The sequence below is a fragment of the Cellulomonas fimi ATCC 484 genome (assembly GCF_000212695.1).
GTDB classification, from domain to species: Bacteria; Actinomycetota; Actinomycetes; order Actinomycetales; family Cellulomonadaceae; genus Cellulomonas; species Cellulomonas fimi.
In genome coordinates this window covers 823,714-844,019 of record NC_015514.1, presented here as the reverse complement: position 1 = coordinate 844,019, position 20,306 = coordinate 823,714, and the positions used below count along the sequence as shown (strand labels likewise).

The 20,306-nt window shown below is 74.5% G+C and carries 18 protein-coding genes and 1 tRNA gene; 8 read left to right on the top strand and 11 right to left on the bottom strand.

The window, feature by feature from the left end; genetic code table 11:
* Positions 1-206 precede the first annotated feature (206 nt).
* The gene (locus tag CELF_RS03850; protein WP_013769938.1) at positions 207-1,289 is read left to right on the top strand and encodes a NosD domain-containing protein; all 1,083 of its coding nucleotides are present in this window, start codon (positions 207-209) and stop codon (positions 1,287-1,289) included.
* Positions 1,290-1,423: 134 nt separating this feature from the next.
* On the opposite strand, the gene CELF_RS03845 is transcribed toward CELF_RS03850, so the two are convergent.
* Positions 1,424-2,254 (bottom strand): alpha/beta fold hydrolase, encoded by an 831-nt coding sequence (locus CELF_RS03845; protein WP_013769937.1) that lies wholly within the window; start codon positions 2,252-2,254, stop codon positions 1,424-1,426.
* Between the two features lie 77 nt (positions 2,255-2,331).
* On the opposite strand from CELF_RS03845, the gene CELF_RS03840 reads away from it, so the two are divergent.
* Positions 2,332-2,862 (top strand): MarR family winged helix-turn-helix transcriptional regulator, encoded by a 531-nt coding sequence (locus CELF_RS03840; RefSeq protein WP_013769936.1) that lies wholly within the window; start codon positions 2,332-2,334, stop codon positions 2,860-2,862.
* A gap of 36 nt (positions 2,863-2,898) precedes the next feature.
* Here the strand turns inward: CELF_RS03840 and CELF_RS03835 are convergent, their stop codons facing one another.
* Entirely contained in the window at positions 2,899-3,483 is a 585-nt protein-coding gene (locus CELF_RS03835; protein WP_013769935.1) for a nitroreductase/quinone reductase family protein, read from the bottom strand.
* A gap of 220 nt (positions 3,484-3,703) precedes the next feature.
* Complete coding sequence (locus tag CELF_RS03830) at positions 3,704-4,705, bottom strand: NAD(P)-dependent alcohol dehydrogenase (RefSeq protein WP_013769934.1); 1,002 nt, start codon at positions 4,703-4,705, stop codon at positions 3,704-3,706.
* 99 nt (positions 4,706-4,804) lie between these two features.
* On the opposite strand from CELF_RS03830, the gene CELF_RS03825 reads away from it, so the two are divergent.
* A complete protein-coding gene (locus CELF_RS03825) occupies positions 4,805-5,497 on the top strand; it encodes a TetR/AcrR family transcriptional regulator C-terminal domain-containing protein (RefSeq protein ID WP_013769933.1) in 693 nt (230 codons plus the stop codon).
* Between the two features lie 13 nt (positions 5,498-5,510).
* Here the strand turns inward: CELF_RS03825 and CELF_RS03820 are convergent, their stop codons facing one another.
* Positions 5,511-7,022: a vWA domain-containing protein gene (locus CELF_RS03820; protein ID WP_232014298.1), complete on the bottom strand. Its 1,512-nt coding sequence runs from the start codon at positions 7,020-7,022 to the stop codon at positions 5,511-5,513.
* Positions 7,023-7,653: 631 nt separating this feature from the next.
* Between CELF_RS03820 and CELF_RS03815 the strand changes: the two genes are divergently transcribed.
* Entirely contained in the window at positions 7,654-8,349 is a 696-nt protein-coding gene (locus CELF_RS03815; protein ID WP_013769931.1) for a GOLPH3/VPS74 family protein, read from the top strand.
* 156 nt (positions 8,350-8,505) lie between these two features.
* On the opposite strand, the gene CELF_RS03810 is transcribed toward CELF_RS03815, so the two are convergent.
* The gene (locus CELF_RS03810) at positions 8,506-9,345 is read right to left on the bottom strand and encodes a DUF4253 domain-containing protein (RefSeq protein ID WP_232014297.1); all 840 of its coding nucleotides are present in this window, start codon (positions 9,343-9,345) and stop codon (positions 8,506-8,508) included.
* 191 nt (positions 9,346-9,536) lie between these two features.
* On the opposite strand from CELF_RS03810, the gene CELF_RS03805 reads away from it, so the two are divergent.
* Together CELF_RS03805 and CELF_RS03800 are read left to right on the top strand one after the other, a co-directional pair.
* On the top strand, positions 9,537-10,592 hold the full coding sequence (locus CELF_RS03805; protein ID WP_013769929.1) for a hypothetical protein: 1,056 nt from the start codon (positions 9,537-9,539) through the stop codon (positions 10,590-10,592).
* A complete protein-coding gene (locus CELF_RS03800) occupies positions 10,577-11,713 on the top strand; it encodes a hypothetical protein (RefSeq protein ID WP_013769928.1) in 1,137 nt (378 codons plus the stop codon). The genes CELF_RS03805 and CELF_RS03800 overlap by 16 nt, the downstream gene beginning before the upstream one ends.
* Before the next feature lie 22 nt (positions 11,714-11,735).
* Here the strand turns inward: CELF_RS03800 and CELF_RS03795 are convergent, their stop codons facing one another.
* Positions 11,736-12,062 carry a hypothetical protein gene (locus CELF_RS03795; RefSeq protein ID WP_013769927.1) on the bottom strand — a complete coding sequence of 109 codons (327 nt, stop codon included), beginning with the start codon at positions 12,060-12,062 and terminating at the stop codon, positions 11,736-11,738.
* Between the two features lie 317 nt (positions 12,063-12,379).
* Between CELF_RS03795 and CELF_RS03790 the strand changes: the two genes are divergently transcribed.
* Positions 12,380-12,925, top strand: coding sequence for a hypothetical protein (locus CELF_RS03790; protein WP_013769926.1), 546 nt, complete (start codon positions 12,380-12,382; stop codon positions 12,923-12,925).
* A gap of 496 nt (positions 12,926-13,421) precedes the next feature.
* Positions 13,422-13,494: transfer RNA gene (locus tag CELF_RS03785), tRNA-Lys, on the top strand.
* Between the two features lie 63 nt (positions 13,495-13,557).
* On the opposite strand, the gene CELF_RS03780 is transcribed toward CELF_RS03785, so the two are convergent.
* The 5 genes from CELF_RS03780 to CELF_RS03760 are packed head-to-tail and all read right to left on the bottom strand — an operon-like array spanning position 13,558 to position 20,302.
* Positions 13,558-13,932 carry a PH domain-containing protein gene (locus CELF_RS03780; RefSeq protein WP_013769925.1) on the bottom strand — a complete coding sequence of 125 codons (375 nt, stop codon included), beginning with the start codon at positions 13,930-13,932 and terminating at the stop codon, positions 13,558-13,560.
* Between the two features lie 46 nt (positions 13,933-13,978).
* Complete coding sequence (locus CELF_RS03775) at positions 13,979-15,193, bottom strand: VWA domain-containing protein (RefSeq protein WP_013769924.1); 1,215 nt, start codon at positions 15,191-15,193, stop codon at positions 13,979-13,981.
* Complete coding sequence (locus tag CELF_RS03770) at positions 15,190-17,688, bottom strand: DUF5682 family protein (protein WP_013769923.1); 2,499 nt, start codon at positions 17,686-17,688, stop codon at positions 15,190-15,192. Before CELF_RS03770 ends, CELF_RS03775 begins: the two co-directional genes overlap by 4 nt.
* Positions 17,685-18,794, bottom strand: coding sequence for an ATP-binding protein (locus CELF_RS03765; RefSeq protein WP_013769922.1), 1,110 nt, complete (start codon positions 18,792-18,794; stop codon positions 17,685-17,687). Before CELF_RS03765 ends, CELF_RS03770 begins: the two co-directional genes overlap by 4 nt.
* The gene (locus tag CELF_RS03760) at positions 18,791-20,302 is read right to left on the bottom strand and encodes a DUF5691 domain-containing protein (RefSeq protein ID WP_126297662.1); all 1,512 of its coding nucleotides are present in this window, start codon (positions 20,300-20,302) and stop codon (positions 18,791-18,793) included. Before CELF_RS03760 ends, CELF_RS03765 begins: the two co-directional genes overlap by 4 nt.
* Positions 20,303-20,306 lie beyond the last annotated feature (4 nt).

Genomic DNA, 20,306 nt, shown 5'->3' with positions numbered 1-20,306 from the left:
TCACTGCCCCGCCGGCGAGCGGTGCGGTCACGACGTGCGCGAGGTTCAGGGAGGGCGCGGACCCGTCCTTGCCACCACGGTGCCGTCGGGCGGCTTTCGCCGGTTCCACCCGGGTGAAAACCCGCGCAGACCCGGACAAGCCGGACGCTCGTCAGCATTGTGGTGCGCGAAGCCCACAGGGCGTGGGCGCACAAGGGGGAACACCGATGCGCAGTCGATCCGTCGTCGTCACCGTCCTCGCAGGGGCCGCGGCCCTGCTCGCCGCTCCCGCCCAGGCGGCCGGACCCGGCCCGACGCCGGTGACGGAGTGCGGGCAGCAGGTCACAGGACCGGCGTACCTCGCGCAGGACCTCACCTGTACCGAGGTCGGCGTGACCGTGCTCGGCGGAGGCACGCTCGACCTGCGGGGTCGGACCATCAGCGGCCCGGGGGCGGCCCAGGGCGGCACCGGCGTGGCGCTCGGCGGGGACGGGGCCGCGGAGGTGCGCAACGGCCGCATCACCGGCTTCTACAACGGGGTGTACGCCTACGGGCCGGGCACGAAGACGGTGCGCTCGGTCACGGCCGAGGACAACTCGCACGGCGTCGCCGCCTTCGGCGACATGTTCGAGGAGAACCCGGCCGACCTGCGCATCGTGCGCTCGACCCTGCGGGGCAACATCGACGGCGTCTCGACCGCGTGGCTGCACCGGGTCGAGGTCTCGCGCAGCACGATCGTCGACAACAACTGGGGCGCGCAGTTCGCGTGGGCCGGCGTCGCGGTCGTCTCGACCACCACCGTCGAGGGCAACTCCACGGGCGTCGTGTGCAGCGTGACCTGCACCGTCACCGGCAGCACGTTCACGGGCAACGAGTACGAGGGTGTCTTCCAGGACGCCGGCGAGCTCGACCTCAGCAGCAGCGTGCTCTCCGACAACGGCACGGGGTACCAGGGCGGCATGTCCGTCGCGCGGCTGACCGGCAACACGTTCACGTCGAACGGCGTAGGAGTCGTCGGCGGCTTCGAGCTGGACCTGCGCCTGGAGCGCAGCACGTTCCGCGACAACGGCACGGGCTTCACGACCGACGGCGACGGCGGCCCCGTCGACACGCTCGTGCGCAACACGTTCGTGCACAACGGCGACGCGATCGTCTCCGACGCCGCCGAGCTGGCACTCGGCCGCAACACCGCGAACGCGAACAGCGGCTGGGGTATCCACACCCCGAACGCGACGGACCTCGGTGGCAACCGCGCGGCCGGCAACGGCAACGACCCGCAGTGCGTCGGCGTCGTGTGCCAGGGCTCCTGAGAGGGGCACCGGCGGACCCGTTCGGTCCGGAGCTCCGCTGACCGGTTCCCCGTGACGGCCGAGGTCGACAGCTCCCTGTGGGTGGGCGAGAACGCCCTCCCGTCGCGGTGACGGGAGGGCGTTCGGGGCAGCGGTCAGGCGGAGAGGAAGTCCAGCAGCGCCGTCGTGACCTCGTCGGCGTGCGTCCACAGCAGGCCGTGCGGCGCGCCCTCGACCTCGACGTACGTCGCCTCGGGCAGCAGCTTGCTGAAGGCGCGACCCGTGGCCCCGACCGGGAGGATGCGGTCGCCGGTGCCGTGCAGGATCAGCGTCGGGACGTCGATCTTCGCGATGTCGTCGCGGAAGTCGGTGTGCCACGTCGGCACGACGGTCCACGCGGCCCACGGCGCCGAGCCGGCGGCGACGGCCCACGAGCCGCGCACGGCGGCCTCGCTGATGCGCGTGCCGAGGTTCTCGTCGAGGTTGTAGAAGTTGCGGAAGAACTCGTCGAACCACGCGAAGCGGTCCTGGCGGGCCTGGGCGGCGATGCCGTCGAACGCGGCCTGCGGCAGGCCGTCGGGCGTCTCGTCGGTCTGGAGCAGGAACGGCTCGATCGACGCGAGGAACGCGGCCTTGGCGACGCGGTCGGAGCCGCGGGTCCCGAGGTAGCGACCGACCTCGCCGGTACCCATCGAGAAGCCGACGAGGACGACGTCGGTGAGGTCGAGCGTCGTCAGGACGGCGTCGAGGTCGGCGGCGAAGGTGTCGTAGTCGTAGCCCTCGGTGGCCTTCGTGGAGCGGCCGAACCCGCGGCGGTCGTAGGTGATGACGCGGTAGCCCGCGTCGAGCAGCGCGACCGTCTGCTTCTCCCACGAGTGCCCGTCGAGCGGGTAGCCGTGGATGAGCACGACGGGCTGGCCGCTGCCGTGGTCCTCGTAGTAGAGCTCGACGTGCTGGTCGGTGGCGGTGCTCGTGATGTACGGCATTCCCCTGCTCCTCTTCCGTGACGTCGCCCGGGTGGCGACCGGGGCGGTCTCGCAGTTTCCTCGCGAGCAACTACATCGTGCACGATTCAGTTGCGGGCGTCAATCCTCGCCGTAGACTGATCCTCGTGACCGACGACGGCCGGCAGGAGAACCCGGCGCAGACGGACGGCATCTCCCTGGCGACGATGCTGTGCTTCGACCTCTACTCCGCGTCCCGCGCGATGACGTCGGTGTACCGCGGCCTGCTCGACCCGCTCGGCCTCACCTACCCGCAGTACCTCGTCCTCGTCGTGCTGTGGACACGCGGCGACCAGACGGTCCGGCAGGTCATCGACCTCCTGCACCTCGACTACGGGACGGTGTCACCCCTGCTCAAGCGGCTCGAGGCGCGCGGACTCGTCGAACGTCGTCGCCGCGCCGACGACGAGCGGTCGGTGACCGTCACGCTCACCGACGCCGGCCGCGACCTGCGCGCCCAGGTCGCTCACGTGCCCGCGCACATCGGGGCCGCGTTCGGGCTGGACGACGACGAGCTCGCCGTCCTCGGCCGCATGCTCGACACCGTGACCCGGACGGCGACGGAGCACGCGTCCGCACCGCCCGCCTGAACGGCGCGGACGGGTCGGGCCGACCGGCGGCGCCGATCAGGCCGTGCGGGGCTCCCCCACGTCGAGGCGGACGACCCCGACGTGCGCGCGACGCACCGCGTCGACGACCTCCTCGGTCGCCGGCACCCTGTCGTGCGCGAGCCGCAGCCCGGTGCGCCGCGCCGACGCCCGCGGCGCGAGCGGGTCGATGCGCCCGCGGTACACCTCGGCGACCGCCTGCGGGTCCTCGACCAGCTCGGCACGAGCCGGGCGGCGCAGGCCGCGCCAGGTGACCTCGACGTCGGGCAGGTCACGCAGGTTGACCCGCCAGCGACCGTGCGTGACGACGACGAGACGCCCGTCAGGGCCGGGGCGGCAGCCCACGGGCACGTCGTAGGTCCGGCCCGTGCGGCGCCCGGTGACGTGCACGAGGAGCAGCTCGTCACCCATCCGGCCGGCGGTGCGCGGCGACGACAGCAGCCGGCGCATCACGGGGTCGGCGGCCCGGACGACCCACCGCGGCGGGTGCGTCACCTCCACCGCGGGGCGGTCGCTCGTCGCGCGTCGGCGGCTGCGCAGCACGGCGACGAGGGCCGCCGAGCCGAGGCCGACGACGACGGCTGCGCGGGCACGACCTGTCATGACTCCTCCTCCGGGACCGACCGCCGGGGCGGTCGTGCGTCGCCCGCTCCGGACGACGACGCGGTCGAGTGACGCGACGTACGAGCGACCCCGCTCAGGGGACGTACTGCCCGGTGACCCTGCACGCGCAGGCCCGACTCGATCTGCTCGGCCCCTCTACCCTTTCCACCGTCCTCCGACGGGGCCGTGGCGCGAGGTCCTTTGGTCCCGCCGGGGCGTCTCAGGCGAGGCGCAGCACGACGTTGCCGCGCTTGCGCCCGGTGTCGACGTACCGGTGCGCCTCGACGACGTCGTCGAAGTCGAAGACGCGGTCGACGACGGGCCGCAGCGTGCCGGCCTCGACGGCGGCGGTCACCTGCCGCAGCTGCTCGGCGAGGGGGATCGTGGCACCGCGCACCGCGACCGTGCCCCGCACGCGCAGGCCGTGGAGCGGCGCGAGGACCATGCTCGCCGGCGTCCCGACGACCGCGAGGACGGCCCCGCCGCGACGGACCACGGGCGCGACGCGCGACACCGGGGCGTTGCCGACGCAGTCGACGACCACGTCGTACACCTCGCCCTCGCGCGCGAAGTCGGTCGTCGTGTAGTCGACGACGCGGTCGGCCCCGAGGCTGCGCACGAGGTCCGCGTTGCGCCCGCTGCACACGCCCGTCACGTGGGCGCCCGCGGCGTGCGCGAGCTGGACGACCGCGGTCCCGACCGCACCGGACGCCCCGTTGACCAGCACCCTCGTGCCCGGTCCGACCTGGGCGCGCGCGAGGAAGACGAGGGCCGTCACCGCACCGAAGGGCAGTGCGGCGGCCTCCTCGAACGTGGTGCCCGCGGGCTTGCGGGCGATCCCGCGGTCGGCTCGCACGACGACGTACTCGGCGTGGAACCCCATCGCCAGGCCGCTCGCGACGAGCACCTCGTCGCCGGGCGCCCACGCGGTGACGCCGGCGCCGGTCGCGACGACGACCCCCGCACCGTCGACGCCCAGGCGGCGCGTACGCGGCCGGCGGATCCCGAGCATGAGGGGGCCCACGAGCCCCCATCCCGCGGGCAGGTCGCGCGCACGCATGCGGTGGTCCGCGACGGTGAGGGACGCGGCACGCATGCGGACGAGCACCTCGTCCGGGCCGGGGTCGGGCCGGTCGACCACCGCGAGGTGCACGACCTCCGGGGCACCGAACCGGTCGATCTCCGCGGCACGCATCGTCTTCGGCAGTGTCTGGACGTCCATCTCGGCTCCCCTTACGTCGTAAGTCTTACGTCGTAAGGTAGACCTGGTGGACGGACCCGTCCAGACCCCGCGTTACCGTGGGCGCGACAGGAGGTGGGGATGCCCGCACGCACGGATCGGCCGACGCTGACCCGCGAGCGCGTCCTCGCCGCGGCGCGCGACCTCGCCGACCGCCACGGGATCGACGCCCTCACCATGCGGCGCCTCGCCGAGGACCTCGGGGTCGAGGCGATGTCGCTCTACCACCACCTGCCGAACAAGGACGCCATCCTCGACGGCCTCGTGGAGCTCGGCTTCGACGAGATCGTCGCCGAGGTCGGCGACCCGGGTCCGCTCGAGGCAGGCGCGTGGCAGCCGGCTCTGCGGGCCCGCGCCCTGGGCGCGCGACGCGTGCTGCTCCGCCACCGCTGGCTCGCCGGGCTGCTCGAGCAGCGGTCCGCGATCTCGCCGTCGATGGTGCGCTACGTCGACGCCACCGTCGGCGTCATGCTCGCCGGCGGGTTCTCGCACGACCTCGCGCACCACGCGCTGCACGCGCTCGGGAGCCGCATGTTCGGCTTCACGCAGGAGCTCCCGCTCGACGACAACGGCACCGCCGACATCGACATGGAGCTGTTCGCGGCCGCCGCGCCGCACCTCAGCGCGATGCTCGCCCAGGTCGTGCACGACGCCCCCGAGCAGACGCTCGGCTGGTGCGACGACCAGACGGAGTTCGAGTTCGGCCTCGACATCGTGCTCGACGGCCTGGAACGCCGCCGCCGGGCCCAGCACGGCCCGACGGCGGCGTCGTGAGCTCAGCGCCCGCTCAGGCGGTCAGCTCCAGGTACTCCTCGACGAGGGTGACGAACTCCGCCCGCAGGCCGTAGGGGTCCTCGCCGAGGGCGGCACCCGCCCGCTCCCGGGCCCGCGCCGGGTCGGCGTCGCCCGCGTGCTGCGATCCCGTCGCCGCGAGCGCGAACTCGACCACCGCGGACGCGAACCGGAAGTCGCTCGTCGGGCGGGTCGTGTACGTGTCGGCGCCCGCGGGGAAGACGACCTCGGTGCTCTCGGTCGCACCCGGGTCCTTGTAGCGCACGTGCACCGTCAGGAAGTCGCCCGACGAGCCCGGCTCGACGTCCTGGTAGTCCAAGCCGTCGTCGCCGCCCGACCCCTGCGCCGGGACCAGCTCGTAGAACGCCGTGACCTCGTGCCCGGCGCCCACGTCGCCCGCGTCCTTCGTGTCGTCGGCGAACTCCTCGTCCTCCAGCCGGCGGTTGTCGTAGCCGAGCAGGCGGTACTGCGACACCGTCGCGGGGTTGAGCTCCACCTGCACCTTGAGGTCCTGCGCCACGACGAACATCGTCGAGTCGAACTCGTCCACGAGGACCTTGCGCGCCTCGTCGAGCGTGTCGATGTACGCGTAGTTGCCGTTCCCGTGGTCGGCGATCGCCTCCATCGTGCTGTCCTTGAGGTTCCCCATCCCGAAGCCGAGCACCGAGATGTAGACGCCGGTCCGGGCGTGCTCCTCGATGAGCTCGGTGAGCTGCTCCGGCGTCGACGGGCCGACGTTGAAGTCGCCGTCCGTCGCCAGGATGACGCGGTTGTTGCCGCCCTCGACGAAGTTCTTCGCCGCGAGCTCGTACGCCGTCTCCAGCCCGCGCGCGCCGCCCGTCGAGCCACCGGCCCGCAGCTCACGCAGGATGTCGACGATCTCCCCGCGCCGGTCGCCCGGCACCGAGTCCGCGAGCACCTGGTCGCTGCCCGCGTAGGTCACGATCGAGACCGTGTCGTCCTCGTCGAGCTGCTCGACCAGGAGCGCGAACGAGTCGGCGAGCAGCGGCAGCTTGTTCGGCTCGTCCATCGATCCCGACACGTCCAGCAGGAAGACGACGTTGTTGCCGCGCGTCGTGGGCTTCACGTCCGTCGCCTGCACGCCGATCATCGCGAGCTGGTGGCCGGGCGCCCACGGCGCGTCCGCGACCTGCGTCGTGACCGTGAACGGGTCCTCCGCGTCCGGTTCCGGCGCCGGGTAGTCGTAGTCGAAGTAGTTGACGAGCTCCTCGATCCGGACGCCCTCCGGCTCGACGCCCTGGCGGAGCTGGCGGCGCAGGTTGCTGTACGACGCCGTGTCGACGTCCGACGCGAACGTCGACAGCGGGCTCGTCGTCACGTCCTGGAACGGCTGCTCCGGCGAGTCGTCGTACTCCTCCTGCGGGTCCGTCGGGACGTCGCGCCACTGGTCCGGCGCGAACGCGTCCTCGTAGGCACCGTCAGGTGCGACCGCACCGTCGCTCGTCCCGTCCGACGAGCAGGCCGCGAGCGACCCGGCGAGCGCCACTGCCGCCAGCGCACCCACGACACGCCGCGCGCCCGCATTCCCCGCAACACCACGAATACCGTTCGTCGACGAAATCCTGGACCTCGTCATCGACCTACCACGCATCAGCCGTCCTCCATTGTTCGAGGACTGAAGCCTCCCGGCCGGGATCGACCTCCGACCAGCACAGGGCGGTCACACGAATGTCCCGTTCGGGTAACGACGTCACATTGTCGTCACGGCGTCATCCGTTCGGCGGCACGTTCCTGACCTGCGGCGACCTGCGTCCGGCACACGGCGGGCTGCACCCGGGCCGCACACCGGCGCGGCACTCGTCCGCCCGAGAAAACACGCCGGACCGTCGACCCGCCACATTGTCGACCCGCCAGAATGCCCGACTAGAAATCCACCCGCGCGCGGATCGGCGAGACTTCCCCCGATCTTCACACACCGCACACAATTCTCGGTCGCTGCCGTTGCCACACCCTCGTGGCCCGCCCTGGGGTGCGCCGCGCGGTCCGTCACGGGCCACCCCCGGCGTGAACGGTCTCGGCGACCTCCAGCAGCCGGCGCGAGCGGGCGGCCGCGGTCGCCCGTGCCGACGAGCGACGACCACACCCGGCGCCGGGCCCGGGGCGCTACGGTCGGCGTCATGCTGCTGGCCGAGGCGACACTGCTGCTGCTGACCGACCCGACGACCGGGCGGTCGCTCGACTCCGGGCAGCGCACCGGGCTCGCGCTCGCCGGTTCCGTCCTGGTCGAGCTCGTCCAGGACGGGCTCGTGGAGATCACCGGCAAGGGCCACCCGCAGCTCGCGCCGGGTCGCGTCGTCGTCACCGCCACGGCACGGCACCCCGACCCGGACCTGGACGACGCGCTGCGTCAGATCGCAGCCTGGCGCCGGCACCGCCGCCCGCAGGAGGTGGTCCCCGTCCTCGCGCGCGGGCTGCGCGCGACGATCGAGCAACGGCTCGTCGACGCGGGCGTGCTGCGCCCGGTACCCGTGCGGTTCCTCGGCATCACGTGGACGACGCGCCACCCCGTCGTCGACCCGGCCGGGCCGTCCGCCGTGCTGCGTCAGCGGCTGCGCGAGGTCGTCGTGGGCTCCCGGCAGCCCGACGCGCGCGACGCGACCCTCGTCGCCGTCCTGCACGCCCTCGGCCGGGTGCCCGGCGCCGTCGGCGACGTCGGCCTGTCCCGCTCGGAGGTGCGGCGGCGCGCCGCCGCGATCGCGAAGGGTGACGTCGGCGGGGAGGCCGTGCGCCGTGCCCTGCAGGCCGCGGAGAGCGCCACCGCGGCGATCACCGCGTCCGCCGTGATCGCCGCGTCGACGTCGTCCAGCTCCTGACGCCCGCGTCCGGCGCGCCATGCCACGAGGCCGGGCGAGCATCCCGTCGTCGCCCGTCGCCCACGTCGCTCACTCCGGCGCATCGAGCGGGTCACACCTCGCCGGTGGGCACGGGCGCGTGCGCCGCCCCGCGCTCGCGCTCGCTCCGGCAGGCCGTCAGTCCCACCAGAAGTACCAGGACTGCGAGCCGACCTGGTCGCGCGCCAGCTCGGTGAGCGAGCCGACGCCCTGGTAGACGCTGTCGTAGCAGTACTCGAACTGCTCGCGGGCCACGGCGAGGGCCTGGGCGGGGTCGGTCGGCGGGTGGTCGACCCACAGCTCGAGGACCTGCTCGTTGCCGAGCGTCACGAGCTGGGCACCGAACCGCTCCTGCCAGTCGCGCAGGACGACCGCGTGGTCGACGGGCTCCAGGTCGTAGTTCAGCCCACCGTCCCAGCCGAGCAGGACGGGCACCTGCCAGGCGTGGGCGGCGGGCACGAGCGCGACGAGGCCGTCCGTCCGGGCGGCGGTGAACGTCGCCTCGTACCGGGCCAGCGCGTCGGGCTCGACCATCGCGAGCGCGTCGTCGTCCTCGTCGTCACGGAACGAGTCGTCACCGCCGAGGTCCGCGTACTGCGCCAGCCGCTGCGCCCGCAGGGCACGCAGGTCCGCCAGCGACATGCCGTGCGCGCGGACGAGCTCCGCCGCCGGGTCGTAGTCGTCGCGCACGGCACCCGGCAGGGCGGCGCACAGGTCACCGGGCCCGTCCCCGAGGAGCACGGGCCACAGGCCGGTCGTCGGGTGCTCGGCGCGCAGCCGGTGCCACCACGCCACGAGGTCCTGGGCGGCGGCCCGGAACGCCAGGACGTCGCCCGTGCTCGTCGTGCCCAGCACGAACGTCGGCGGCGCCTGCCCGAGCACGGCCGTTCGGGTGATCTCCCGTCCGGACGCGGCGCCGGGCGCACCGGGGCGCACCGAGCGGGACGGGCTGCTGCGAGACGTCTTCCACCAGGCCACGACGTCATCGCACCACACCGCACGCGACGGCAGGGGCGACTCGCCTCCCGAGCGCGCCCCGGCTCATGGACACAGGTCCGGGTCGCCGCACCGCGACGTCAGCCTCAGCATGACGGGGACGGGTGTCGTGCCCGTCGACGGCACCGACGGTCGACCGCGGCTGGGGCGACCCTGTGCAGGGGGAGAAGCTCGTGCGACGTCGCATCATGCCGGGCGCGGTCCTGGTGGCCGCGCTGACCGTGCCCGTGGCGGCGCCGGCCGCCGCCGTGGAACCACCCCCGCCGGGGTGGCAGGGCCCGGTGTGCGGCACGCGCACGGTGATCCCGCTCAGCGTCGCGCGCGACGTGGACGACTCCGGGCTCGTCGTCGGCCACGACCAGCGCTCGCGGGCCGCCTCCTGGGACTCCCGGACCGGCACCTATCGCTGGTACGGCGGCATCGACGGCGGCCTCTCCTCGGAGATCAGCGCGATCAGCGGCGGCGGGCGCGTCGCCGGCGCGGCCCAGGTCGACGGACCCACGCTCGACCCGGCCAAGGCGGTGCGGGTCGAGGGGCCACTCCCCCTGCGACCCGTCGACCGCTCGCTGCGAACCTCCGACCAGGTGCAGGACGTCAACGACGCCAACGTCGTGGTCGGCACGAGCGAGATCGTCGGCGGCCAGGGTGCCACCGAGGCGTTCGTGTGGACCGACCGCCGGCACGTCCTGGCGACGCCCGACCCGTCGTACGTGCTCGTGCACGCGCTGTCCGTGAACGAGGCCGGCTGGGTGCTCGGCTCGGGCTACCGCCTCGACGCGCGGGGCGTCTACCACTACCAGGTGCTCGTGTGGCGCCCCGACCGGACCGTGACCGTGCTCCCGCCGCTCCCCGACGGCGGCATGTTCGTCGCCGAGCACATCGACGAGCAGGGCGGGGTGATCGGCCACCACCTCAGCCCGGACTGGACCAACGATGCGCTCGTCACGTGGTCGCCGACCTCGGGGTACACGTTCGTGCCGTCTCCCGGCGGCGACCTCCAGGTCATCGCCGCCGACGACCGCGGCGGGGCGGTCGGGACGGTCATCGACCCGACGACGGGGTCCGCGCTGCCGTTCCTGTACCGCCCGGACACCGGCTTCCGGCGTCTCGCGGAGCCCGGCGGCGCGCTGCTGCGCGGGGTGCCCTACGGCATGAGCGAGGCCGGCCAGGTGCTGCTCATGACCGACCAGCGGCCGCACCTGTGGACCCCGACGTGCCCGGCCGGCTGAGCACGGTGCCCCGGCTCGCGCGCCGCCCGTCGCCGGCGCGCGGTCCCGCTCCCCGCCGACGCCGGCGAGCCGCCCCGGGCGCGCTCGTCGCGCTGGTTCTCGTCGGGGCCCTGGCCACGCCCGCCCGCGCCGACGCGACGCCCGCGACGGGCTGGACCGGGACCGCCTGCGGCACGCTGACCCGCGTGCCGGTCCCGTTCGCCCTCGACCTGGGGAACGACGGGTTCGTCGTCGGCTACGACACCCGGCTCCGCACGATGTCGTGGCACGCCGCGACCGGCGACACCCGCTGGTACGGCGGCATCGAGGGCGGCCTGCGCTCCGAGCTCACCGCGGTGTCGCCCGGGGGTCGCGTCGCGGGCGTCGCCCACGTCCGGGGCGAGCGGTACGAGATCGCGAAGGCCGTGCGCGTCGACGGTCCCCTCCCGCTGGTCCCCGTCGACCGGTCGCCGAGCCGCTACGACAGCGTCCGAGCCGTCAACGACGCCAACACCGTCGTGGGCGCGAGCGACCCCGTCGGGTCCCCCGGCCGCACCGAGGCCTTCGTGTGGGCCGACCAGCGGCGCGTGCTCGCCCCACCCCCAGGCGCATGGAGCTCGACCGAGGCCCTCGCGATCAACGCGTCCGGCTGGGTCCTGGGGTGGGGCGCGGGGACCGACGCGACCGGCTCCTTCCGTCGGCAGGTGCTGCTGTGGTCGCCGACCGGTGCGGTCACGGCCCTGCCGCCGCTCGCCGACGGCGCGCAGCTGGTCCCCGTCGCGCTCGCCGACGACGGCCGTGTCATCGGGTACCGGACACGGTCGGACGGTCGTGGGGACGCCGTCGTGACCTGGACCGCCGCCGGCGGCTACGTCGTCGTCCCGGCACCGACGCCGGACGGGTCGCCGGTCGAACTCCAGGTGAGCGACGCCGACGCCGACGGGACGGTCCTCGGTGCGACCTACGACGCCCGGGCCACCCCGCCGCTGCGTCCCTTCCTGTACGACGCGCACTCCGGGTTCCGGCTCCTCGTCGACCAGGACGGCACGGCGCTGCCCACCGTTCCTCAGGCGGTCAACGACGGCCACCAGACCCTCCTGCGCGTCGGCGCGCACCCTCACCTCTGGACCCCTTGCGACTGACGAGCGTGCGCCCCTGCGGGTCCTACGCGTCCGTGAAGTTGCAGGTGATGACGAACCGGATGGGCTTGTCGAACGTGTAGGTGCGGTCGCCCTCGTTGGCGTCTCCGAGCTCGCTCACGAAGTACGTCCTGCCCGTCTTGATGACGACGAACGCCACGGGGGACGGCTTCGTGTAGGTGCGGACGCCGTGGCCGACGGTCGCCTTCGTGCAGTCGTACACGCCGCCGTACTCCCACGTCGTCGGGTCGGCCTGCGGGTCGGGCCGGCACGCCGCGGCCGGTCCGGCCGAGGCGAGCAGCGTGGCGCCCGCGAGCGCGGCTGCGGTGAGTGACAGACGTAGACGAGCCATGGGTCCCCCTGAGTCGACGAACGGGCACCGTGCGAGCCACGGTGTCTGTTTTGTCCACGTTAGGGGTCGCGTGGCATGCTCAAGAACCCCGCGAGCGGCGTTTCACCCTCCGGAGCTCCGCGCACGACGGCGGGTGCGCCGCCGGCGCCTCGGCGCACCCGCTGGGGCGTCAGGAGGTCTTCTCGAAAGGCTCGGTCATGCTCGTCGCCGACGCCCCAGGTGACGCCGCGCAGCCGGGGCTGCGTACGGCGTCCTCGGCAGTCCTCTGCGTGGGCTGTCGATCCTGTCCACTCGCCGAACCATCCAGGAGGCATCCGGTGAACCGCGTGCTGTACGTCCAGCGCTGGAGCCGACAGACGCGTCGACCGTTCCCCGGCCACACGTGGATCGACCCGTCGCGCGCGAGGCAGATCTACGAGTGCGGCGGCGACTTCATCGAGGTGCTCGATGCGGCCGAGACCGACCCAGACGGCAGGCCCCACCCGCGATGGTCGATCGGCTTCGCTTCCAACGGGTTCGTCCGGACCACGTTCTACAACCCGGCCGGCAGCACGTGGCGCAGCTCGGACTACGAGCCGCACGACGGTCGACTCTTTCGTGCGCACGTCTACGACTACACCTATCCCGACGGCGAGGTGTTCTACCTCGAGAACCAGTGCACGCGGCTGACGCGCTTCTTCTTCCGTCCCGACGGCACCGGCGCGGTCGAGACGCGGGACAAGGGTGCGTCAGGCACGGACCTCGGCCAGTTCACCGACGCGAACGTCTCCGGCCTGTGGGTCGACCGCCCCGAGTTCGGGCAGTGGTCGTCGCTCGCCGACGCCGAGCACGGCAAGGCCGCCCCCGCGGACGCCCAACGGTGACGAGGCGAGATCCGACGGGCGAGGCCCTGAGCACACCGCCGGTGGCATCGCCGACGCGCGACGGTTCGCGCTCCGCCAGGCCGAGTCGTCCCTGGAGTCGGAGGTGCTCTCCGTCGCCGATCCGGGTGCGGCCCGGCTCGCCCGGTAGACGTCCGCTCCCCCGTCGTACGGCGAAAGCCCCGCACGCCGAGCACCAGCCCGGCCGAGCACGCACACAGCTTCGAGGCCACCCCACCTCTACCTCACGAGGGCCCCAGTCGCCTCAGCCCGGGCGACGCGACGGGGGCCCTCGCCGTCCCTGAAACCCAGCGCTGTATCCCGAGGGTTCCACCGACGGAACACCGCGACGAATCACGCACCGCCGCCCCGCTGGCAGGCCCGCCACCGCCTTCACCAGGCTGTACCGTCGGTGCGTCAGCCGCGGGGCCCCACGGCCCGCACGCGGACGACACGGGTGTTGTCCCGTGGGTTCCACGAGTGAATCCCCTCATCACCCGGGCCTCTAGCTCAATCGGCAGAGCAGCGGACTTTTAATCCGCGGGTTGTGGGTTCGATCCCCACGGGGCCCACCCGGTCGACGCCCGTCACCCGTCGCCAGCCCGACGAAGTGGCCTGCTGCGGTGACGCCCGCGTCAGGCGCCGCCTCCCGTGATCTTCCAGAGGATGACGTCGTGCACGTGCCGGGCCTTCTGCTCGCCGCGGAAGTCGGCCTCACGGACGCTGCCACCGACGTCGAGGGCGATCGAGGACGTCGAGTAGAAGCTCCCCGCCCACGACTTGTTGGCGACCATGGACACCGAGCGGATCTGCCCGTACGGCACCGACGTGATCGCGACCTTCTTCCCGACGAAGCTGTTGTCCTGGAAGATCACGCGCTTGTCGGTCAGCCCGACGAAACCCGTCCCGACGCCGATGCAGTCGTAGACGGCGTAGAGCTGCTCCCCCTGCAGCAGCCCGCTCATGATCTTCGCGAGCTGGTCGGGCTTGTCGTGCGGGACATCGGCCATGGTGCTCCTCTCTCGGTCGGTCCTCCCGGCCGGTCGCGCGTCGGGCTCAGCCCGTCGGCACTCCCAGGGTGCTCTGCGCCCACCGGCCGACGTCGCCGCGGGACAGTGCGACGGCGAGCAGGTCGGGGAACGCGTCGGGTGTGCAGGCGAACGCGGGGACGCCGAGGGCCGCGAGAGCGGCCGCGTTCTCGTGGTCGAAGGCGGGGGCGCCGGAGTCGGACAGCGCCAGGAGCACGACGACCTGGACGCCGCTGGCCTGCATCGTCGCGACCCGCCGGAGCATCTCGTCGCGGACCCCGCCCTCGTAGAGGTCGCTGATGAGCACGAACAGGGAGTCGTTCGGGCGCGTGATGAGGGACTGCGAGTACGCGATGGCGCGGTTGATGTCGGTCCCGCCGCCGAGCTGCGTGCCGAACAGGACGTCGACGGGGTCGGCCAGCCGGTCGGTCAGGTCGACGACCTCCGTGTCGAACACGACCAGCGACGTCTTCAGCGCACGCATCGACGCGAGCACCGCGCCGAACACCGACGCGTAGACGACCGACTCGGCCATGGAGCCGGACTGGTCGATGCACAGCACGACGTCCCGCGCGACGACGGAGTGCCGGCGCGATTCCCCGACGAGCCGCTGCGGGATCACGGTCCGGTGCTCGGGCAGGTAGTGACGCAGGTTGGCGCGGATGGTCGCGTCCCAGTCGATGTCCCGCGGCCGTGGGCGGTGCGTGCGCTCGCCCCGGCGCAGGGCGCCCGTCACGGCGGACGTGGTGGCGGTCGAGATCCGCTGCTCGATCTCGTCGACGACGTGGGCGACGACCTGCCGGGCGGTGGCCTTCGTCTGCTCGGGCATGACGCGGTTCAGCGACAGCAGGGTGCCGACGAGGTTGACGTTCGGCTCGACGGTGGACAGCAGCTCGGGCTCGAGCAGCAGGCGGGCCAGCCCGAGACGGTCGACCGCGTCCTTCTGCATGACCTGCACGACGGTCGACGGGAAGTAGGTCCGGATGTCGCCGAGCCACCGCGCGACCCGGGGTGCCGACCCGCCCAGCCCGGCCGAGCGTGAGCCGCCCGCGCCGCGCGCACCCCCGGCACCCGTGTCGTAGAGGGCGGCCAGCGCGGCGTCCATCGCGGCCGCGTCGCCGTGCAGCGGCCCGGCCAGGTCGCCGGCCTCGCCGCCGAGGAGCAGGCGCCACCGGCGCAGCCGGGTGGCGTCGTCGACGCGGACGGCGACCTGGTCGTCGACGGGCGAGGGCACCTCGGTCATCGGCTCACTCCCAGGATCAGGGCGACTGCGGCCAGCGCGGGCGCCGCGAGGTCCTCGTCGACGTCGACCGGGGCGAGCGTCGCGCCGGGACGGGTGGTGCGGCGGACGGCGTCCCCGACCGCACGGCGCTCCGCGGGCGCGAACCCGCCGAACGTGCGACGCAGCAGCGGCAGGACGTCGGTGAACTCCTGCTCGTCGAGGGTCGCGACCCAGGTGTCGAGCGGGTCGAGCAGGTCGGTGTCGCGGGCCAGCAGCAGACCGGTGCCGGCGAGGAAGCCCTCGACCCATGCGGCTTTGTGGGGCGGCGTCGCGCCCACGGACAGGGCCCGGCCGAAGCGGGTCGCGGCGTCCTGCGTGCTGAGCGTCCCCGTCTCGCGCAGCAGACGCGTGACCCGGCCCGCGAGCACGCCCGCCAGGTCCGGGCGGTCGGCCAGGCCCGCGAGCGTCGCGAGCCACAGGTCGCGGGTGTGCCCGGGGTCGCGCAGCATCACCGCCGCGTGGACGGCGTCGACCGCGTCCCGCATCCGGGCCGCCGCGTCGTCGTCCAGGCTGCTCACGGCCGCGGGCAACGCCGCGCACGTGCGGATCACCAGCGCGTCGACGACGCGGGTCAGGTCGGTCGTGCGGGTGCCGCGCACGTCGGTGTACCGCTCGGCGCGCACCAGGGCCGGCAGTGCGGCCATCAGGTGCGCGGTGTCCACGTCGCGGGCGGCCCGGGCGTCGAGCTCAGACAGCAGGGCGCCGAGCGCGTCGGGCAGGTCCGCGGCCAGGACGTCCTCGACCAGGCCGGTCAGGGCGGGCAGCGCCGCGTTGCCGGCGGTGTCGACCACCTTCGCCGTGGCGGCGCCCGGGACGGTCGTGCCCCACATCGCGGCGTCGACGACGGCGACCGACAGCTCGGGCTTCCACGCGAGCGACCACGTCTCACGGAACGTCCCCGTGGACCGCACGGCGGACGTCTGGGGCGTGCCCCAGTGGACACCCAGCAGCCGCAGGCGGCGCAGCAGCGTCGACCGGTCCCGGTCGGTGTCCTTGCGCAGGTCGAGCGCCAGGTCGCGCGGGACGGCGTCGAGCTTGAGCCGCAGGCGGCGCCCCGTCGCGCGCAGGTCGGCCTCGAGCGGGACGGTCGGGACGGAGCCGGGGACGGTGCCGAGCGCCTCCCCGACGACGAGCCGCCCCGTGACGAGCTCGAGCAGGAGGTCGTCCCCGTCGCACATCACCGCCCGGATGGCCTCGGTGACCTCCTCCAGGCCGGGGTGCGGGCGGCCGCGCATGACCGCGAGCGCGTCGGCCAGCCGCGTGGCCTCGATCGCGTGCGCGGAGGACACGGGCAGGTCCTCCGCGCGCAGGACCCCCGCGACCCTGACCATCCACCGGGCGGTCACGTCCGTCTCGGTCGTGAACAGGTGGTGGTACCACCCGGGCGACGTGACGCCGGCGCCGTACCCGGACGCGAACGCCAGGCGGGACGCGGTCCACGGCACCCACGTCGTCGCGGTCGGGCGCTTGGGCAGGCCGCGCAGCACCTTCGCGTCGTGGGACGCCGGCGGCAGCTTCCCGTCGAGCGCGGGCGCGTGCCAGGCGCCGCAGACGACCGCGACCCGCCGGGCGCCGGACTTGAGCACGGCGCGCAGCGTCTGGCGCATGTGCGCCTCACGGCGCTCCTCGTGCTCGGCCTCGTGGGCGGGCAGCGGCTCCGCGGCCTCACGCAGCGCTGCCATCGCCTCGGTGAGGACGGCGAACGGGGCGGCACCGTCGCGGCGGTGCTCGACGACGTCCTCCCACCAGCGCTCCGGGTCGGTGTACCCGGCGGCGGACGCGAGCTGCGCGACCGGGTCGGTCCGCAGGGCGTGGCCGTCGCGCGCGGGCGGCACGTCGCCCCCGGTGCTCGGCTCCGGGTCACCCGCGTCAGGCCCGCCCCCGTCGGCGTCGCGGGGCGCGTCGGCGTCCTGGTCGGCGCCGTCCGCGTCGGCGCCGGCGGCCCGGTCGGTGCCGGCCGCGTCGCCATCGGCAGCCGGGTCGGCGCCGGCCCCGTCGGCCCCGTCTGCCTCGCGGGCCCCGTCCGCGCCGTCCGCATCGCCATCGGCGGCCGGTGCGTCGCGCCCATCCGTGCGCGCGGCCAGCACGGCGCCCGACGGCAGGTCGCAGAACCGGACGGGCACCTCGTGGGCCGCCGCCCAGGTCAGGGCCTGCCACTCCGGGGAGAACACCGCGAACGGCCAGAACGCGGCCTGCGACGGGGCGTCGGTCGCGTAGGCGAGGAGCGCGACCGGAGGGCGCAGGTCGGGGTCGGCGGCGAGCACGGCGAGCGGGTCGGCGTCGGCGGGACCTTCGATCAGCACGACGTCCGGCTGCAGCTCCTCGAGGGCGGCGGCGACCGCCCGCGCCGAGCCGGGTCCGTGGTGCCGCACACCCATCACGCGCACGACCGGTGCCGTCGACGCGGCGTCAGGCGGTACGTCCGGAGGGGCGTCGGCGGCCGTGCCGGTCGTCATCCGCTGACCTCGCGGCACGCGCGGTAGAAGTCGGCCCACCCGGACCGCTCGCGCACGACCGCCTCGAGGTACTCGGTCCAGACGGCCTTGTCGGCGACGGGGTCCTTGACGACGGCGCCGAGGATCCCGGCCGCGACGTCGGCGGACCGCAGCACGCCGTCGCCGAAGTGCGCGGCCAGCGCGAGACCACCGGTCAGCACGGAGATCGCCTCGGCGGTCGACAGCGTCCCGGACGGGGACTTGAGCTGCGTGCGCCCGTCGCTCGTGCGCCCGGAGCGCAGCTCGCGGAACACCGTGACGACCCGCCGGATCTCCTCCGCGGCGGCAGGGGCGGTCGGCAGCTCCAGGGACGAGCCGAGCTGCGCCACGCGGCGGGCCACGATCTCCACCTCCTCGTCCTCGGTCGCGGGCAGCGGCAGGACCACGGTGTTGAAGCGGCGGCGCAGCGCCGACGACAGGTCGTTGACGCCGCGGTCCCGGTCGTTCGCGGTCGCGATGACGTTGAACCCCTTGGCCGCCTGGACCTCGGTCGCGAGCTCGGGCACGGGCAGCGACTTCTCGGACAGGATCGAGATGAGCGCGTCCTGCACGTCGGACGGGATGCGCGTGAGCTCCTCGATGCGCGCGATCCGTGCGGTGCGCATCGCGCTCATCACCGGCGACTCGACGAGGGCCGCAGGCGTCGGGCCCTCGGTGAGCAGGCGCGCGTAGTTCCACCCGTACCGCAGCGCGTCGTCCCCCGTGCCTGACGTGCCCTGCACGACCAGCGCGGACGTGCCGCTGATCGCGGCGGCGAGGTGCTCGGACACCCACGTCTTCGCCGTTCCGGGGACACCCAGCAGCAGGAGCGCGCGGTCGGTCGCGAGGGTCGCGACGGCCACCTCGACGAGACGGCGGGGGCCCACGTACTTCGGGGTGACGACCGTGCCGTCCGGCAGCGTCCCGCCGAGCAGGTAGCTCACGACGGCGGCGGGCGACAGCTGCCAGCCCGGCGGGCGCGGGCGGTCGTCGGCCGCGGCGAGCGCGGCGAGCTCGTGCGCGAACGCCTGCTCGGCGTGCGGGCGCAGCAGGTCGCTCGAGGGCTCGGCGGGGGTGGTCGTGGTCATCTGAGCTCCTCGAGGATCACGCGGCGGGTGTGCAGGGTGTCGGCGGCGCGGTGCAGCGCATGGCGCCAGGTGTGGGCGGGGTCGAGCCGGTCCGCGGCGCCCCGCAGGGTCGCCTCGACGTCGGCACGCGGCGGCAGGTGCTGCACCGCCTCGGTGAGCGTCCCGTTCGCGTACCAGTCGTGCTGGCGCCGACCGGCACCGGCGGCCCAGGTCAGTACCGCCGCGACGAGCAGGTCCGGCCACGGGTCGCCCGCCCGGGCGAGGAGGCCGGCCAGCTCGGCGGACGACCGGTTGGCCGGTCCCGAGCCGTCCCGCGCGAGCAGGCCGGCCAGGTGACGGGCACGGGCGTCGGGCGCGAGCACGTCGACCAGGTCGAGCGCGTCGACGCCGGCCGCCAGGAGCGCGGCCGCCCAGACGGGGTCACGCTGGGTGCGCGCGGCCCGGGTCCAGCCGCGGCGCAGGACGTCGAGCTCGGCGTCCTTGGCGGTCATCGCGACCAGGTCGGCCGGCGAGCCGCCGAGGTGCGCGGTCCAGGCGGCGAGCGGGGTCGCGGCGACCAGCTCCGTGAGCAGCCACACGGACGGTGCGTGCCCGGTCCGCGGCGGCGGGAAGGGATCGCCGGGGTGGGCCTCGGGCAGGGTCAGCGCCAGGGTCCGCCGCACGAGCCGACGCTCCGCCCGGACGCTCGCCAGGGCGCGGGCCGTGACGGCGCGCGTGAACGGCGCGTCGGGCAGGAGCGACAGGAGCTCGACCGCGAGCGCCCGGACGCCCGCCGACCGGTCCGCGACGGCCGCCTCGAGGAACGGCGCGTCGGCCGCCGAGAGGCCGGTGCCCAGGCGACGCAGCAGCGCGGCACGGGTGTCGGCCTTCTCCTTCTTCCACGTGCCTGCGAGCAGGTCGAGGCCGGCCTGCGGGTCCCGGGCCCGCACGTGGGACAGGTGCGCGGCACGCTGGGCGTCGGTGCCGTGGTCCCAGACGTCGCCGGTTCCGGCGGGCGGGGCCGGGTCGATCCGCGCGGCCCAGTCGTCGCGCTGCGCGGCGAGCCAGCGGCCGCGCTCGCCGAGGACGGCGACGACCGCGTCGCGCACGGCGGCCCCGGTCGACGGCGTGCACGCGAGGTCCAGCAGCGCGGGCAGGTGCTGCGCGGGGGCCCGGTACCCGGCGGCGGCCGCGGCGTCCAGCCACGTGAGCAGCGCCGGGTCGGCGGTCGCGCCGGGAGCCACCAGCAGCCCGGCCAGCCGCTGCGCGGCGGCGGGCGGGACGGAGGCCAGCGTCTCCGGCGCTGCCGGTTCGGGTGCCTCCGGGGCGCGCCTCGCGGGTGTGCCGGCCCGGCGCGTGACCGCGACGAGCGCGGCCGCGTCGAGCAGCGCACCGGCCGGGTCGGCCTCGTCGATCCGTCGCGCCAGGTCGCCCGCGGCGCCGGGGATCGTGGCGAGGTCCGGCGCGCGGCGCGCCGTGCCCATGAGGGCGGCGGTGACGAGGTCCTCGCCGAGCGGTGCACTCACCACGCTG